This is a genomic window from Peribacillus sp. GL_122 (assembly GCF_057835005.1).
Window position 1 is genome coordinate 4,364,960 of sequence record NZ_CM174415.1, and the last position, 13,533, is coordinate 4,378,492.

The 13,533-nt window shown below is 42.2% G+C and carries 14 protein-coding genes; 3 read left to right on the forward strand and 11 right to left on the reverse strand.

The features are described 5' to 3' along the window. Positions 1-76: 76 nt before the first annotated feature. The 11 genes from AC3ISB_RS21085 to AC3ISB_RS21135 all read right to left on the reverse strand — a co-directional run bounded on the left by AC3ISB_RS21085 (position 77) and on the right by AC3ISB_RS21135 (position 11,237). A complete protein-coding gene (locus tag AC3ISB_RS21085) occupies positions 77-331 on the reverse strand; it encodes an MGMT family protein (RefSeq protein ID WP_063232865.1) in 255 nt (84 codons plus the stop codon). A 79-nt stretch (positions 332-410) separates the two neighbouring features. Further along, complete coding sequence (locus AC3ISB_RS21090; RefSeq protein ID WP_489274135.1) at positions 411-971, reverse strand: MEDS domain-containing protein; 561 nt, start codon at positions 969-971, stop codon at positions 411-413. Between the two features lie 240 nt (positions 972-1,211). Then, positions 1,212-1,382 carry a hypothetical protein gene (locus AC3ISB_RS21095; RefSeq protein ID WP_169803975.1) on the reverse strand — a complete coding sequence of 57 codons (171 nt, stop codon included), beginning with the start codon at positions 1,380-1,382 and terminating at the stop codon, positions 1,212-1,214. Between the two features lie 141 nt (positions 1,383-1,523). Further along, positions 1,524-1,709, reverse strand: coding sequence for a sporulation protein Cse60 (locus tag AC3ISB_RS21100; protein WP_048682016.1), 186 nt, complete (start codon positions 1,707-1,709; stop codon positions 1,524-1,526). A gap of 62 nt (positions 1,710-1,771) precedes the next feature. Next, positions 1,772-2,854, reverse strand: coding sequence for a tartrate dehydrogenase (locus AC3ISB_RS21105; RefSeq protein WP_489274137.1), 1,083 nt, complete (start codon positions 2,852-2,854; stop codon positions 1,772-1,774). Between the two features lie 270 nt (positions 2,855-3,124). After that, positions 3,125-3,436: a rhodanese-like domain-containing protein gene (locus AC3ISB_RS21110; protein WP_034309364.1), complete on the reverse strand. Its 312-nt coding sequence runs from the start codon at positions 3,434-3,436 to the stop codon at positions 3,125-3,127. 97 nt (positions 3,437-3,533) lie between these two features. Further along, positions 3,534-4,859 carry an MFS transporter gene (locus tag AC3ISB_RS21115; protein ID WP_489274139.1) on the reverse strand — a complete coding sequence of 442 codons (1,326 nt, stop codon included), beginning with the start codon at positions 4,857-4,859 and terminating at the stop codon, positions 3,534-3,536. Positions 4,860-4,901: 42 nt separating this feature from the next. After that, the gene (locus tag AC3ISB_RS21120; protein ID WP_489274141.1) at positions 4,902-7,415 is read right to left on the reverse strand and encodes a PEP/pyruvate-binding domain-containing protein; all 2,514 of its coding nucleotides are present in this window, start codon (positions 7,413-7,415) and stop codon (positions 4,902-4,904) included. A 363-nt stretch (positions 7,416-7,778) separates the two neighbouring features. Next, entirely contained in the window at positions 7,779-8,807 is a 1,029-nt protein-coding gene (locus tag AC3ISB_RS21125; protein WP_141993990.1) for an NADH:flavin oxidoreductase/NADH oxidase, read from the reverse strand. A 200-nt stretch (positions 8,808-9,007) separates the two neighbouring features. After that, the gene (locus AC3ISB_RS21130; protein WP_098372029.1) at positions 9,008-9,850 is read right to left on the reverse strand and encodes an aldo/keto reductase; all 843 of its coding nucleotides are present in this window, start codon (positions 9,848-9,850) and stop codon (positions 9,008-9,010) included. 181 nt (positions 9,851-10,031) lie between these two features. After that, complete coding sequence (locus AC3ISB_RS21135; protein WP_489274143.1) at positions 10,032-11,237, reverse strand: MFS transporter; 1,206 nt, start codon at positions 11,235-11,237, stop codon at positions 10,032-10,034. Positions 11,238-11,425: 188 nt separating this feature from the next. Here AC3ISB_RS21135 and AC3ISB_RS21140 point away from each other — a divergent pair, with 188 nt between their 5' ends. The 3 genes from AC3ISB_RS21140 (at position 11,426) to AC3ISB_RS21150 (ending at position 13,471) form a co-directional block, all read left to right on the forward strand. Beyond that, positions 11,426-11,797, forward strand: coding sequence for a winged helix-turn-helix transcriptional regulator (locus tag AC3ISB_RS21140; RefSeq protein WP_034309370.1), 372 nt, complete (start codon positions 11,426-11,428; stop codon positions 11,795-11,797). Between the two features lie 186 nt (positions 11,798-11,983). Further along, positions 11,984-12,289 carry a hypothetical protein gene (locus tag AC3ISB_RS21145; RefSeq protein ID WP_480340175.1) on the forward strand — a complete coding sequence of 102 codons (306 nt, stop codon included), beginning with the start codon at positions 11,984-11,986 and terminating at the stop codon, positions 12,287-12,289. Between the two features lie 30 nt (positions 12,290-12,319). Beyond that, positions 12,320-13,471 carry a CAP domain-containing protein gene (locus AC3ISB_RS21150; RefSeq protein WP_353617892.1) on the forward strand — a complete coding sequence of 384 codons (1,152 nt, stop codon included), beginning with the start codon at positions 12,320-12,322 and terminating at the stop codon, positions 13,469-13,471. Positions 13,472-13,533: the final 62 nt, after the last annotated feature.

Sequence of the window (13,533 nt, forward strand, 5' to 3'; positions counted from 1 at the left end):
TAATGCGATCGTTATTTGGCCGTCCCGCAGTTTTTTAGTCCGCATCCGCGCCGCCTCTTTTATCCGATTTTCCCGTTTAAAATATTTCTGGATGATAGCGAAAAGCTTCGAGGTCAATGGTATTCCGTTCCGTGAATGTGATGCCTTCACTCTCCAGCATCGCCTTCTGGTGTTCTGCGGCGCCCTCCGCTTTTATGCCGATTTCTCCCTTGGCATTGATTACCCGGTGCCAAGGAAGGTCATGTTTCTTGCTGCTTGAATGAAGGATCCTTACGACCTGCCTTGCACCGCGCGGACTTCCGGCAAGCTGTCCGATCTGACCATATGTCATCACTTTACCGGAAGGGATTTGTTGTATGATATTAATTACCCGTTCCGTAAAACTTTCCAAATAACTCGCTCCTTTGATTCTATCCGTTTGCTAAAATCGTGATTTTTTCATCGGTTATCAGGACTCCATGATGCTTGATCAAGTTTGTTTTTAGCTCGGCAGGCAATCTGCAGTCATCGTATGCACAAACTGAAATCAATCCTCTTTCCTTGATCAGTTTGTCGATTCCTTTTTCATATTCGCCTATCGCTAAGCTGACTTGATCGTCATGGCCCCATTCAACATGGCCCCATGTCCGCACGTGCTGATTGCGTTCAGTGTATGTATCGATATTTTCCAAGAAATAATTAACCATCGTCGAAGGATGGAAGTCTCCATGAAAACAATAAAAATCAAAATTATTCATAAGATGCACTTGCTCCAACTGCTCCTCATTTAAATGAAGCTGCAATTTCTTGTACACGAAAGGAAAGATACGGTCATTTTCGACGACCAGGATATGGTCTCCCTGTTCAACACCGGCAATGATGAAAGTTGCCTCATTTTCAATGTAGGCTTCCAATTCATTAAAACAGTATAAAATATGGCCACCATCCGATTGCTGTATATTTTCTATTAGTTGTTTCATATTGTTATCCAAAATGGATCTCTCCTTTAAATACACCAGTCCGCACTATGTATTATTTATAACTTTAACCATTATCTCCGTATTTGTAAAATTCATAGAAGAATATAGTCAGTTTTTCCTAATGTCATCTGTTATGATCGGGAATTTCGTTGAATCGAATTGAGGCTGCATTTAGTCCACTCATTGAAAGACCAAGGCAGCCCAATTCAGCAGACTCCGTTCTTCATCCATTTTCCCTTTTTATGTTCACCCTTAAATCACGGGATAATACGGCACATATCGCGGGTTATAATAATATGGCGGTCTTGGTCCAATAAGCGGCAATTCGAAGGTATTTGGGTTGGAATCATATAACAACTCCACTTTTTCATCCGATTGTTCGACCAATAATAACTTCACTTCTTCGCTATAATAATAGGGCATGTTGAGGCCTCCAAAAACTTTTTTCTACCCTTCAGCATATTCGCGCTGCACGGCAACGAGCGAAAAAAAGACTACCTTGGATTGCCCGCCTTGCAGCAATAGGTAGTCTGATATGAATGATATGGCCTTGCCGGCCGGCCTTTATTTTTTCTTATAGATGATCATCGCACTGAAACAGTAGATCTGTTCCTCTTCCTCTTCACCTGTAGTGGCGACATTATATTTGATATCGACGATTTGATTATCGCGAATGTCTTCAAGGAAAAAGTTCATTTCGTCCTCTAGATCCTTTTCATGCTCATAATCAAATAATTTTACTTGTATCATCGGCTCCCCGCCCTTTTACTATAATGATAGTTATTGTGCAGGATGCCCATTTTTCATGATGATTATACTTGATTTGTTTGTAACGCGGATAATATTGCAACAACTTCACCCCCGACTTCTTCTGTAGAAGCTGCCCCGCCCATATCAGGAGTCAGCGCCTTTTTATCGACCATCACCTGTTCGATCACGTCCAAAATTTTTGCACCCCAAATGTCATGCCCAAAGAAATCGAGAATCTGACTGGCGGACCATATGGCCGCAAGTGGATTGGCGATGCCTTGATGTGCAATATCCGGGGCTGAACCATGAATCGGTTCGAACATCGATGGATAAATCCGTTCCGGGTTTAAATTGGCACCAGCCGCCAGTCCCATCCCGCCTGCAATGGCAGCACCTAAATCCGTGATGATGTCACCGAATAAATTGGAGGTGACGACGATTTGAAAGCGTTCGGGCTGTTTGACAAAATACATGCTTGCCGCATCGACCAGATAGGAATTCGTTTCTACTTCCGGATACTCCTGTCCAATTTCTTCAAAAACCTGATCCCAAAAAACCATTGAATAATTCAATGCGTTCGCCTTGCTTATGCTCGTTAGCGTCCTGCCCGTCTTACGCGCAAGTTCATACGCATAACGGATGATCCTCTCCGTTCCCTTTCTGGAAAAGACCCCCGTCTGCAGTACCACTTCTTCCGGCTTGCCTTTAAAAAGCCAATCACCGGCACCGGAATATTCCCCTTCACTATTTTCACGGATGACAACCATATCGATTTGGTCACGAGACACGTCTTTTAATGGACAGGGTGCACCTTGAAGCAATTTAACGGGTCGAACATTCACATATTGGTCAAATCCCTTTCTGATTTTCAGCAGAAGTTCACGTAAGGAAATATGGTCAGGGACACCAGGGTAACCGACAGCCCCAAGATACACGGCGTCAAACTTCATCAGTTGTTCCAGTCCGTCGTCGGGCAGCATTTTGCCGTGCTCAATGTAATATTCACAGCCCCATGGAAAATAGGTGAACTCGAAAGAAAAATCCCCGGCAATTGCAGCCACTTCTTTAAGTACCTTTACACCCTCATTAATCACCTCAGGGCCAATCCCGTCACCCGCAATGACCGCTATTTTATGAACATTCATTCTTCAACTCTCCTTTTTCTATATTTTCTGATTTCAACACCCTAATTTTAACATATAATTTTTGCATTCCCGTCAGGGGGGAGGTTCATACAGAAAAAAGAGCCCTTTCATGATGAAAGGGCTCTTTTTTTCACGCCTTCAAATATGCGCGTCTTTCCGCATATTCACGGCATTGTGAACAAACCATGATCTTTTTTCTTTCTTCATTCAAATAAGCCGTCACATTCTTGGATTTACGCTTACAAAAGTAACAGGTCTTTTTGAAGAACTTCACTTAACGATGACTTCGCCGTCCCATTCAAGCATTCCGCCAACCATGTTTGCCACTTTATATCCTTGTTCCTGAAGATAGTGGCATACATTTTCACTGCGGCGTCCTGAACGGCAGATAAAAATATATTCTTTTTCTTTATCAAAATAGTCAAGGTTCGCCGGGATGTCATTCATGCGAATATGTTTCGCGCCTTCGATCATTCCCTCTTGCACTTCTTCGTCTTCACGAACATCGACAAGTTCCATCGCTTCGCCTGCCTCAAGCTTAGCTTCCACTTCTTCAGTTGTAATGATTTTGATTTCTTCCATAATTAGCACCTCGAATTATCGTTTGATTTATCTTTTTCATTATAGCAAAATTTCCAGTTAAACATCACGTAATGGATTCGCTGATGAAATTTAACTATCAGCCAACACTCAAATTATTATTGCTTCTAAAGACCACCCTGGTTAAAAGGGCTCCTAAAACTGCCGCCACTATCAGGATACCGAAAAGGATCGAATAATTGGCGATGATTCCTATCAATGTAGATGAGATGATACTCCCAAAATATCGAAAGGTCGAAAAGATTCCCGATGCCGATCCCGATGCGGATTCCTCCACTGCTTCCAGGGAAGCGACCTGCATGCTTGTAAGCCCTAAACCGATAGCCAACCCATTCACGATAAGTGTGACGGCTAAATACATAAGCGACTGGATGTGGATGACGAATAAGAATAATAGATTCGTTAACACAGTGATGGCGAATGAAAGGAATATGACCTTTTCCGAAGAGTATTTCCGATTAAGCTGTCCGCCTATCATATTGCTTAAAGCCATTGAAATGGAGAACAGTGATAACATGACACCGCTCACGGAAACCGAAATATCCATTTTTGTGGTCATGATCAGCGGCATGACCAACAAAATCGCGTACATCGTGAAATTATTGATCAACACAGATAAATTGGCATTCACGAATATAGGACTCTTAAATAAGCTAAAGTCTATAATCGGGGATGGGACAGAACGTTCTTTCCGTACGAATAATCCCAGAAACAGAAGGCTCCCCATACCGAGTACGATGTACATCGTCGTTGATTCTGCATGAGTCAAAGTAATCAATAAAGTGATCGTAACGGCTAAATAAATGGAACCGATAACGTCCAATGGCTGTCGGGAATGCTTTTTCTGCATTTTTGGTAAAAGAAAAATGCCTCCAGCAAGTGCACCCAATAAAAAAGGGACGTTAACCAAGAATATCGCTTTCCAACTGGATACAGCAATCAAAAGCGAGCCTATCAATGGACCTACTGCCGCTCCCAGACCCATTCCCAACCCGAAAAATCCCAACACCCCCGGCAGCCGCTCACGTGAAACGGTCTGTCGGATAAGGGCAACGACATTCGGGATCAGCAATCCGCCCCCTATGGCCTGCAGTGATCGAAAAGCGACAAGCATGCCTATATTTGGCGCAAGCCCGCATCCTATCGAGGCAGCAAGGAATAGTAATATGCCAATTATATAGATTTTTCGATTGCCATATAAATCCCCAAGTTTACCCGCAATCGGCTGGGTAACGGCCATTACAATGAGATAGATGGTGACGACCAAAGTGACACTGTGAATATCCAAACCGTAAAAGTCTGAAATCGAGCCCAGTGCTATCGAAATCATCGTTGAATTGATCGGTACGAGAAACGCCGCCATTAAAGTAAAAATGATCATCAGGAATTCTTTCTGTCTGCTCATTCTTTCACCTCAGTCCTTAAAACAACACTGTGTTCTACTTGCTCATCCATCGATAATCGTAACGGTTCCCGTATTCCCATCGACAATGACACGATCTCCATCTTTTAAGCGATCCGTTCCTACTTTTGTCCCTAACACTGCCGGAATCCGATATTCCCTAGCAATGATCGCAGAATGGGACAGCATGCCGCCTGTATCGGTAATGATTGCTTTTGCATCCTGGAAAAAGGACGTCCAGACTGGTGTCGTGTTCCTGCAGACCAGAATATCTCCTTTTTTAAAATTAGAGGCTTCATGCATTCCGGATATCACTTTGACTTTTCCTTCGCATACTCCTCCGGATGCTGAAATTCCTTTAATCGTACTCGCCGTATTTTCCTTGTTTTCTTCCAATGAGCCAAACACCATTTCCACGAAAGCACGATCATCATCCGTAGGTTTGCCAAAAAATGATGGCGTTTTCATTTTACCCTGCAAATCATATTGCCTTTTCCGTTCCAATACCGTTTCCCTTAAAGAGTGGGAGGCATCCAAAGCGGATATGACCTCATCTTTATATAAAAACCAAATATCTTCTGCGTCATCCAGCACGTTCTGTTCAACTAAAAGCTCACTTACTTTCAATAAGTATAAGCGTGCCTTTGCATCGAACATGGCATCAATATAAAAATGATGATCATCCGTGATTACAGCAGCATCCAAGACCATTTGGTAATATTTTTTAAATAAGTCCCGCTCAGCAGAATCTTCAATTCCATTTAAAAACCTTTGGTATATCCGTTTCCCGTCAGCTACTGCCGTTTCGAATTCTTTATCGAAATCATATCCATTAATGATGAAATTCTTAATGATTTGCAGTACATGCTCAGGATTTTCAATCCAGGTTTCCCCAACGAAATCATGTGCCTTAAGGCATCTGTACCCGTAAACATTGACGAAATTATCAACACGTTCCAGAAAATCCTTCCCTTTTCCAAACGCGCTCAGATCACGGGATAAATTTCCTTCATCAGCATCCATGATCACCTTCAGCAACTGAGGTTCATTCTTCGCTTTCAACGATAATTGCCACAGTATTCGATCGGACTCCAGTGACTTATTCATCACTCCAGCCATGGATTGGTAGAGTTCATGGAGTGGTTCGGTCCCCAGCAAGCTTTTAAATAGCCGTTCAAGTTTAATAGTAATACTCGCATGCGGAAGGACGATCATGAAATGCCAGTAATAGACCTCTTTGAAAAACCCTTCTAACTCACCCAACCCTCTTATGGCTTTGGCTGCCGTGAATTCCTTCGAAGTTTCTTCATCCATATATCGATAAATTGGCAATAAATGATCATGGATAATATCATGCATCCTGTTCGTCATATCTGGATACAAGTTCTCCATAAGCTTTTCGTTTTCCATGAATAATTGCTGTGGGTCTGTTTCTAGGTGGATTTGCTTTCCATAATAATACCCGTTATGGACTTTCATTTGGATGTATCCCGACGGTTCCCTGAGTTCCTCTGTCGCTTTAGCCATTCCTTGATAAAATGGTTGGGTGACTATGGATGCGAATAATGGGGAAATTTGATCAGGAAATCTTGAATCGATCAAAAACCAAAATTCATCCTTATCAGTTCGTTCCAAAATAAATTCTTTCCTGGCTTCTGGAATGACTTCAGCGTCTTCGATCACTGTTGTAATCGGGCGAGCTTGCAAGAGATATACCATTTGATCTTGAATGGCGAATTCCAAATCGACAGGATGTCCATAATGCTTCTCCACATCCAGTGTCAATTCGATCAACTGTGTAAGCTGCACATCATTGAGGCAATATGCATCCTGTTCCGCTTTTGTGGTTTCCACTTCTAACGTGCCTGTGGAGCTGGAAACGATTTTCAGTTCTTTGCTGCCCTTGATTTTCTCGATCTTCGTACCATCACGTTTAGCCAAATAGGTATCGGGTGTCACGATACCAGATACTACCGCCTCCCCAAGCCCATAACTGGCATTTATCACTATATGTTCTGGATTGTATGTAACGGGGTCCTGGCTGAAAATCACCCCTGAAACATCTGAATGTATCAGACCTTGGACCACAACGCCCATTGATATTTTTTCAGCATTTTCATGAATGGTTTCGCTATATTGCCGAACCCGGTTCTCGAAACAGGAAGCCCAGCAGCCTTTTACCCTTGATAGGAATTCTTCATCCGTTTTAACATTCAGGTATGTTTCATACTGACCGGCAAAGGATGCCCCTTCCAGGTCTTCTGCACCTGAAGAGGAACGGACTGCCACTGATGTATAATCTTCTCGCAGCTCATGAAAAGAGCTCAACAGGATGCTTGACAAATCATCCGGGATGTTCGCTTCCATAATCCCGGACTGGATGGCTTCACTTTGTAAATCCAGTTCATTTCTTTCCACGAAGTGCATAAATGAATCATTGCTAATGACAAACCCATTTGGCACGGGCATGCCCAACTTCGTCATTTTAATTAAATTTAAAGCTTTTCCCCCTACGATTTCATTGGACTCAGCAGCATTTTCAAATCGCTCTGTATACATATTCGCTCCCCTTCCATCACGTTGAATAAATACTTTCTTTCCCAACCGGGACATACCCATTTATAGGTATAATTCCCACTCTTAACCATAATGGAAATCCTGTTACATTGCATATGAAAAGGCTTACAATAAATTCCATGACGGGCATTGCTTTCGCAATGATTCTTAGGGCTTTATTGCCATTTTCCCGAATGATCGATCGGCAAAAATGCAACAAACTATTCAATTTTATATTTATTTACATTTATTAAGTAAATACATCAAATCCAATCACAACGAATAATCCCTACAATAGTCACATTGGAGCCTGAATGAAAAAAACGCCGACGAATATAATATTCGCCGGCGTTTTAAAAATCCGTATCAATGCTTGAAACCTAGTTGATATTGTTTAGGGATCTCCGTTTTTATATTCAAAGCTTTAGATGCTTCCAGTGCCCAATAAGGGTTTCGCAGCATCCCTCTGCCGACGGCTACCAAATCGGCTTCTTCATTGCCAATGATTGAATTTGCTAGAATCGGATCATCTAATCGACCTACAGCAATCACTGGAATATCCAAAGCTTTTTTGATTTCCCTGGCCAATGGAGTTTGATAGCTAGCATGCGTACCCGGTCTTCCGTCTGCTCCAATCGGGCCTTCTCCTCCAGAGCTTACATGGAACATATCGACGCCTGCTTCTTTAAAGACTTGTGAAAAGGCAATGCTGTCCTCAATGCCATATCCGCCTTCAACGTATTCTTTTGCAGAAATGCGCATGATTAAAGGCATGTCGGCAGGCATTTCGCTTTTCACTGCTTTAATGACTTCCACTCCGAATTTGGTCAGGTCTTTTCCATATTCGTCATCACGTTTATTCGTAAGCGGTGATGTAAATTGGTGGATTAAATATCCGTGTGCACCATGTAATTCGATTACGTCAAATCCTGCTTGAACAGCCCTTCTGGCCGATGCCCGGAATTTATCGACCATTTCCTTCACTTCTTCCGTTTCTAAAGCTCTTGGTGTTTTGTACGTTTCATCAAACGCAATGGCTGATGGTGCCACCGGAGTTTCGGCATCCTCCGCTTTACGGCCTGCATGGGCAATTTGTATCCCGATTTTTGCACCGTATTGATGAACTTCCTTAACGATGTTGGAGAAAGCTCCAATTTGGTCGTCGGACCATAATCCAAGATCACGATTCGAAATGCGCCCATCAGGCTCCACATCGGTCATTTCCACTATAATTAATCCCGTGCCGCCAACTGCCCTGCTTACATAATGCTGCTGGTGCCAGTTTGTTGGTATACCATCTTCCGCTTCGACGGAGTATTGGCACATCGGCGGCATGACGATCCTATTTTTAAGTTCAAGTTCTTTTATGCGATAAGGTGAAAATAAATCATTCATAATTTTTTATCTCCTTTTTTTATATAATGCATGCACATGCATTTATATCATCTGATTAATTCTGTGTCAAATAATCAGATTCCCGAATCTTTCATTGTAAACGACATCGTCTGTTGGTACAGCATTTCCATGCCCGCCAATGCGGAGATCTAATAAAAAAAGAGAAAGACGGATATCCCGTCCCTCTCCTTCATACTTGATTAAAAGTCGAAATTATCAGGATCTGGACCAACACGGTGATTCTGATTCAATCCATCAATTTGGTTCATTTCCTCTTCCGTCAATTCGAAATCGAATATAGATGAGTTTTCTACAATACGATGTTCTTTAGTGGATTTTGGAATCGTTACAATCCCATTTTGGATATCCCAGCGCAAAATGACTTGTGCAACTGATTTGCCATGCTTGGCCGCAATTGCTTGTAAAACGTCATTATCCAGAAGTTCACCTTGCATCAATGGTGACCACGCTTCGAGTTGTATCCCTTGTTCCTTACAGAACGCCTGAACTTCTTTTTGAGTTAAACGCGGATGGCATTCCACTTGATTGACCATCGGCTTCACCTCTGCATCTTCCATTAAATCTTTAAGATGGTGAATCTGGAAATTGCTCACACCGATCGCTTTTACTTTTCCTTCTTTATAAAGAGTTTCCAACGCTCTCCAGGCTTCTTTATATTTTCCTTCCACTGGCCAATGGATAAGATATAAATCCAAGTACTCCAAGCCAAGTTTCTTTAAGCTTTTTTCGTAAGCCGCAATTGCTGATTCATATCCTAAATCGGCATTCCAGACTTTTGAAGTTACGAATAAGTCTTCTCTTGAGATTCCGGCTTCTTTTATGCCCTCACGGATTCCTTGGCCTACCCCTTCTTCATTTTCATAAATGGCAGCCGTATCGATACTGCGATAACCATGTTTAATGGCCACTTTAACTGCATTTACCAGCTCCGGTCCTTCTTCCACCTTAAATACGCCCAATCCGAACCAAGGCATTTTAACGCCATTATGCAACGTTGTTGTATCTTGTAAATTTTTCACCATTATACTCTACCTCCAAATTTTTTCTTCATTGTTTTTAAGATTGTAATGCGTTTAAGTATCAGTATCATTACATCCCTTCAAGGAACCTTCCATCATTCGCTGAAGGGATGCAATGATACTTGGTTTTTTGATACTCTAAACGCATAGCATGCTTTTTCTAACATGCATCACTTTTTCAATCCTATGCTATTTTGTCAGTTCCCTTGGAAAGGTCTTTACTTTCCAAGGCCCGGCTCCACCCTGTTAAAATCACTGCTGCAAACACCATGACTCCACCTATCCACGCTGTATGGATCAGCCCGATCGAATCCGTAATCACCCCTCCTAAGTAAGCACCAATGGCGATTCCTGCATTGAAGGCGGCAATATTGATGGCTGACGCCACGTCCACTGCACTCGGCACGAAACGCTCCGCTAACATGACGACATACACTTGAAGCCCTGGAACATTCATGAATGCAAACAATCCCATTAAAATGATCGTAATTAACCCAGCTATCTTAAACGGTGCCGTGAAAGTCAAGACCACGAGTACAATGGCCTGTATAAGAAACATATAGAATAGGGCATTAATAGGATTGCGATTGGCCAATTTCCCGCCAAGGGTATTTCCTATTGCTATGGCTACTCCATATACTAACAAAATCAAGGCGACAGTTCCTTCTTTAAACCCTGTCACTTCTTGAAGTAATGGCGACAGGTACGTGAAGACAACGAATGTACCTCCATACCCTAATGCTGTAATGATGAATACTAGCAGCAATCGGCCATTCGTCACCAATTTGATTTGATCACGGAACGTGGTCCGTGCAGCCTTTCTTAAATCGGATGGGACTAGGATGCCGTTTCCGATGAAAGCAATAAAGCCGATTGCCACAATGATGATGAAAGCGAATCTCCAGCCGAATTGCTGACCGATGAAGGTTCCAAAAGGAACTCCGGTCACCGTTGCCACCGTCAGACCTGTAAACATGATGGCGATTGCACTCGCTCTGCGGTTTTCAGGGACCAAATCAGCAGCAATCGTCGCACCTATTGACATGAAGATACCGTGGGCAAGTGCTGAAATGACACGGGCGATCAATAATACACTGATCGTGGTCGCTGAAGCCGCTAGTGCATTTCCGGCAATGAACACGACCATTATCCAAAGCAATAAAGTCTTTCGCGACATATTCGATGTCAGGGATGTCAGGATAGGTGCCCCGAACATGACCCCCAAGGCATATAAGGATACCGTCAATCCGGCCGTCGTGACTGTAATGTGTAAATCCTTTGAAATGAGTGGTAATAATCCCACGCTGATGAACTCTGTTGTTCCAATCGCAAAGGCACTGATCGCTAAAGCCAGCAATGCCCATGTACTTCTATTTTTATTTGAAATCATATCCTCTTCTCCTTCTTGTCATTTTGTACTATCATTGAAATTGCCTTAGCAACTTTTTTTATAAATGGTACAGCGAAATTCGGTGTGCAAATGTTATTATGAGATATAATACAAATAAAGAACAGTACGCACTTCAAAGTGATATAGGCACCTTTTAGTACCTATAAAATAAGGAGAGTATGCCAATCATGCAAAAAAAGAAATACAATATATCAGTTGAAGCGACACTGGAAGTAATGGGCGGAAAGTGGAAATGCGTAATCCTCTGCCATCTGACCCACGGAAAAAAGCGGACCAGTGAATTGAAGCGCCTTATGCCGAACATCACCCAAAAAATGTTGACCCAACAATTGAGGGAGTTGGAAAAGGACGAAGTCATCAACCGTATCGTTTACAACCAAGTCCCCCCTAAAGTGGAATATGAACTTAGTGAGTATGGGCAAAGCCTGGAAAGTATCCTATCCGCACTATGTACATGGGGGGAAAATCACATAACAAGAGTGTATGGAGATAAGTTTTCCGTTCTTGAGGAAAGTGTATTGAATGATCAATTGAAGTAATTCCCCAAAAAAAGATTAGCTCGAAGCGGCTAATCTTTTTTGTATATAATGAATGATCCTGATTCAACTTCCATAAATTTCACCAACGTTTTATCCCCTCTTCTTTCTGGTATAATATGTAATACGCAACTTGAAATTTTTTATTTTGTAAACGAGGAAGTATAATGGTGAAACCAAGGAGGACATATGAGGGTCTTATTAGAATTGATACGCATCATATTAATATTCGGGATAGCCGGAACAATCATTTCGACGATTGTAAACGGCATATATATAAACATCGGAGTGAATCAGTATGGCTGGCTAGGCTCGATTGCGATACTGCTTTTATTATTCGTCTGGTATAGAAATAAACTTCAGTTCAGTGGCTGGTATTCGGGAAAAGGGAAGGAAAAGATTCCCAAAACGACCTCACACATTCTCATTCTGTCTTCACTATTTTTGTTATGTGCCCCGCCTGTTTTAAGTGTGCTGCAGATGATCTTTCATTAAACGGGATTCTATATCCTGGATAGAGCAGGAGTGAACGATTTGCGGAAATTGTTTAATATTGTGGTCCTCATACTCCTACTCTCTGGATTATGGTATGGATATGGTAAAGATATTCAGGAATCTGGATTCAAAGCAGGGGTCGGTGCCTTTGCAACAGATGTTCGTTCCTTTATAAATGGGCCCGAGGTTTCAACTGCCTTGGAAAAACTGAATACTGGAGTCAGCAGTCTCATTGGCACTTTGACGGAAACATTGGATACCGCTTCTGAAAAAGAATCTCAGGAAACGGAAAAAGTGAAAAAGCCAGCATTGGAAGCACCTGCTGATGCATCCTTCTCGGTCCATAATATCGAAATTGGCGACACGAAGGATGATGTAGAAAAATTGGCTGGTAAAGCTAAGCGGAATACGCGGAATGAATATGGCGTAGATTGGTTCGCCTATCACGAAAATTATCAAAATTTCTTCATGGTTGCCTACGATAACAACGATAAAGTTGTTGGTTTATATACGAATCAAGATTTGATTTCCTCGAAGGAAGGCATTAAACGCGGCACTCCCAAAGAAACCGTGACCGGGAAAATGGGGGAGCCTGTAACAAAACTGCTTAAAGGAAACGTCTATTACCAGATTCGAAGTGACAGCGGCGAATACGATATGTTTGAAATGGATAATAGCTATGTGACCATTTTTTATGACAAACATGAGAAAAATACAGTCACGGCAATTCAAATCATCGACGCAAAACTCGAAAAGCAAAAGAGCGGCTATTTTGCAGAAGCCGGCCCTGAATTAAAGAAGGGCTTTGAATATCAATTATTCGATTTGACTAATGCATCACGGGTCAATCATGATCTCTCAGTGCTTTCATGGGATAAACGAGTGAAGGTCACGGCACAGGATCATAGTAAAGATATGGCCGTGAATCAATACTTCAACCATACAAACCTTGAAGGAGAATCCCCGTTCGACCGGATGGAAGATGACAAAATCAATTTTCGAATGGCGGGGGAAAACCTGGCTGCCGGTCAGAATAGCAGTATTTTTGCCCATGAGGGCCTAATGAATTCCATTGGCCACAGGGAAAATAAATTACAGAAGGATTTTGAATCACTCGGTGTGGGAGTTGCCTTCGATGAGGAAAATAAACCATATTATACGGAGAACTATTTGACGAAATGAACAAAAAGCTGTGCATGGGAAAATCCAGCACAGCTTTTTTCACACAAGAGAGGGCATCCATT